Origin of the sequence: Sandarakinorhabdus sp. (genome assembly GCF_031422795.1) — a bacterium.
Lineage (GTDB): Bacteria > Pseudomonadota > Alphaproteobacteria > Sphingomonadales > Sphingomonadaceae > Sandarakinorhabdus.
This window is the reverse complement of record NZ_JANPML010000429.1, coordinates 1-2,712: the sequence shown is the minus strand read 5'-3', so window position 1 is coordinate 2,712 and position 2,712 is coordinate 1. Positions and strand designations below refer to the sequence as shown.

General features: G+C 66.1%; 3 protein-coding genes. All 3 read right to left on the bottom strand.

Annotation, left to right across the window (positions count from 1 at the left end):
- Positions 1–1,050: acyl-CoA dehydrogenase family protein (locus RMO81_RS14750; RefSeq protein ID WP_310476670.1), on the bottom strand; the 1,050-nt coding region annotated here is incomplete at its 3' end.
- Complete coding sequence (locus RMO81_RS14745) at positions 1,050–2,234, bottom strand: acyl-CoA dehydrogenase family protein (protein ID WP_310476669.1); 1,185 nt, start codon at positions 2,232–2,234, stop codon at positions 1,050–1,052. The genes RMO81_RS14750 and RMO81_RS14745, both read right to left, overlap by 1 nt.
- Positions 2,231–2,712, bottom strand: a 482-nt coding sequence (locus tag RMO81_RS14740) for an enoyl-CoA hydratase-related protein (protein WP_310476668.1), incomplete at its 5' end; no start/stop codon positions are given. The genes RMO81_RS14740 and RMO81_RS14745, both read right to left, overlap by 4 nt.

The window sequence follows — 2,712 nt, the reverse complement described above, 5'->3', positions numbered from 1 at the left end:
CGCCACGTGCGCGTCGCGGAAACGGCGATTGAGCGGGTGGCTGGCATAGACGGAGCTGCCGCCGGCCAGTTCGTGCATCTTGGCCGCCACCCGCGCCGCCACTTGCGTGAGCCGCGTTGCCGCCAGCCGCAGCCGGGCGCGAGCGGGCAGATCGAGCGTGTCGCCGGCGACGACGCGATCCCAGGCAGTGGTGATTTCGGCGTGGACGAGCGCACGGGCGGCATCGAGATCGGCGTGGGCCACGGCATAATCCGCCTGCACCACGCCGCGTTCGGCGAGGCTGCGGCTGCTGCCCTGCGCCTTCTTGGCAGTGGCCAATGCCTTCAGATCACCGAGCGCGCCCAGTGCATTGCCGCTGGCCACCGCCGCGATGCCCAGCGCCAGCAGCCCGAACGGGGCGAAGCGATACAAGGGCCCGGTTTCGCGCGGCGTATCGGTGATGAACGACACGCTGCGGCCCTGCGGCACGCGCACATCTTTCGCTGCCAGATCGCCCGAACCGGTGCCGCGCATGCCCAGCGCATCCCAGGTGTCGATCAGTTCAACCTGTTCGCGGCGCATCACCATCATGCGGTGATCGGGCGCGCCGCTGGGCAGACGGCGCATCTCGGCCCCGTCCATGATGAGCGCGCCGCCGAGCAGCCAACTGCAATTGGCGCTGCCCGAACCCCAGGCCCAGCGGCCAGAGACGACATAATCATCGCCGTCCAGCTGCGCGCGGCCCATCGGCGCGAACACGCCGCCGGTGATGACATTCGGTTCGGCCCAGATTTCGCGGGCGTGATCTTTGGGCAGCCACGCCGAAATCAGCGCCGTGGTGCCGCCGATCATCACGCACCAGCCGGTGGCAGCATCGGCACGGCCAAGTTGTTCAAGGTTGGCGAACAGGGTGGCGACATCGACCTCCGCCCCGCCCAGCGATTTGGGCACCAGTTGCCGGAACAAGCCAGCCTGCGCCAGTTCCGCCGCCAGATCGGCGGGCAGCCGGCGCTGACGTTCGGTATCGGCGGCGCGGGCGGCGACCGTTTCCAGCAGGGCTTCAGCGATCATCACAGTTTCCACAGGCTGGCGAGATTGTTCTTCTGCATGTCGGACGATCCGCCCACGATCGGCATGCCGAGCAGATCGCGCACGTGGCGTTCCATGTCGAACGCGTCCGACAGCGCATAGGAACCGATCACCTGCTGGCAGGCGAGCGCGATTTCGACGCCGACATCAGCGACGAACAATTTGGCCATGCTGGTTTCGGCACTGCACGGCCGTCCTTCCTGTGCCAGCCACGCCGCGTGATAGAGCATGTGCCGCGCCGCCTGCAGTTTGGTGCGCGCCACCACCAATTTGTGGCGCACGGCCTGGTGCTGGCTGATGGGTTTGCCGAACTGCACGCGTTGCTGGGCATAATCCCACGCTTCATCCAGCGCGGCACGAGCGATGCCGAAGGCGACGGCGGTGATTTCCAGTTTCTCGACATCGAGCGCCCGGCCGGCAAGCAATTTCCAGCCCTGGTTCCACATCGCCGGCCCGCCGACGATATTGGCCGCCGGCACCCGAACGCTGTCGAAATACACATCCTGGCTGGCGGTGTAGCGCAGGTTGGCGTGGTGAATATCCTGCATGCGCACGCCGGGCGCATTGGTGGGGATCAGCACGAAACTCAGGTTGCGATAGCGGTCTTCGGCGGGGCCGGAGCGCACCAGCGTGTAGATATAATCGCTCCAGTCCGCCCCCGTGCACCAGCGCTTGGCGCCGTCGATGATCACATCGTCGCCTTCAAGGCGGGCGCGGGTGGTGACACTGGCCAGATCGCCGCCGACATCGGGTTCGGACAGGCCATAGGCAAAGAACAGCTCGCCCTTCGCCAGCCGGGGCAGAAATTCAGCCTTCTGTTCGGCGCTGCCGTTTTCGGAGAGGTTCATACCGCCATAAAAGGCCGTGTGGATAAAGGGTCCGGCAAGGCACGGGCCGACCTGCGCCAGTTCCTCGATCACTGCGATGGCCGCCACCAGATCCTGCCCGGCGCCGCCATATTCTTGCTGCACGGTGAGCGCGGTCAGGCCCAGCTTGTTCAGTTCGGCATAAACGTCCCGCGGCCAGCGGTGATCGCGATCCCACTGGATGCGGGCTTCGCGCGGCGCGTGTTTGGCGACGAAGCGGCGGAGCGTGTCACGCAATTGCCCGAGATGTTCAGGCTCATCAGTGAAGGTAACGGGGGGCAACGGCGGGGCCATGGTCATTCACCCGTCAGGATCGGCGGCCGGCGTTCGCGGAAGGCGCGCACGGCTTCGGCCCGGTCTGCCGCCAGGTTGGACAGCGTTTCATAGGGGATGGAGGCATCCATCAACTGCTGCGCCAGCACCCGCAGCGGCTGATTGGCCACCACCTTGGACCAGCGCACCGCATATTTGGGATTGTTCATCAGCTTGCCCACCAGTTCGGTCACTTTCGCATCCAGCTGATCGGTGGGCACGGCATAGTTGATCAGGCCCATGGCTTCGGCGCGTGGCGCCTTGATGAGGTCGCCGGTCATCAGAAATTCCTTGGCGCGGGCATAGCCGATCAGCTGCGGCCAGATCACCGCGCCGCCATCGCCGGCGACCAGGCCGACCTTTACGTGCGGATCGCCGATCACCGCATTTTCGTCGGCCACGATGATATCGCAGAGCAGCGCGATGGTGGCGCCCAGCCCGGCGGCGGCACCGTTCATGCGGCAGA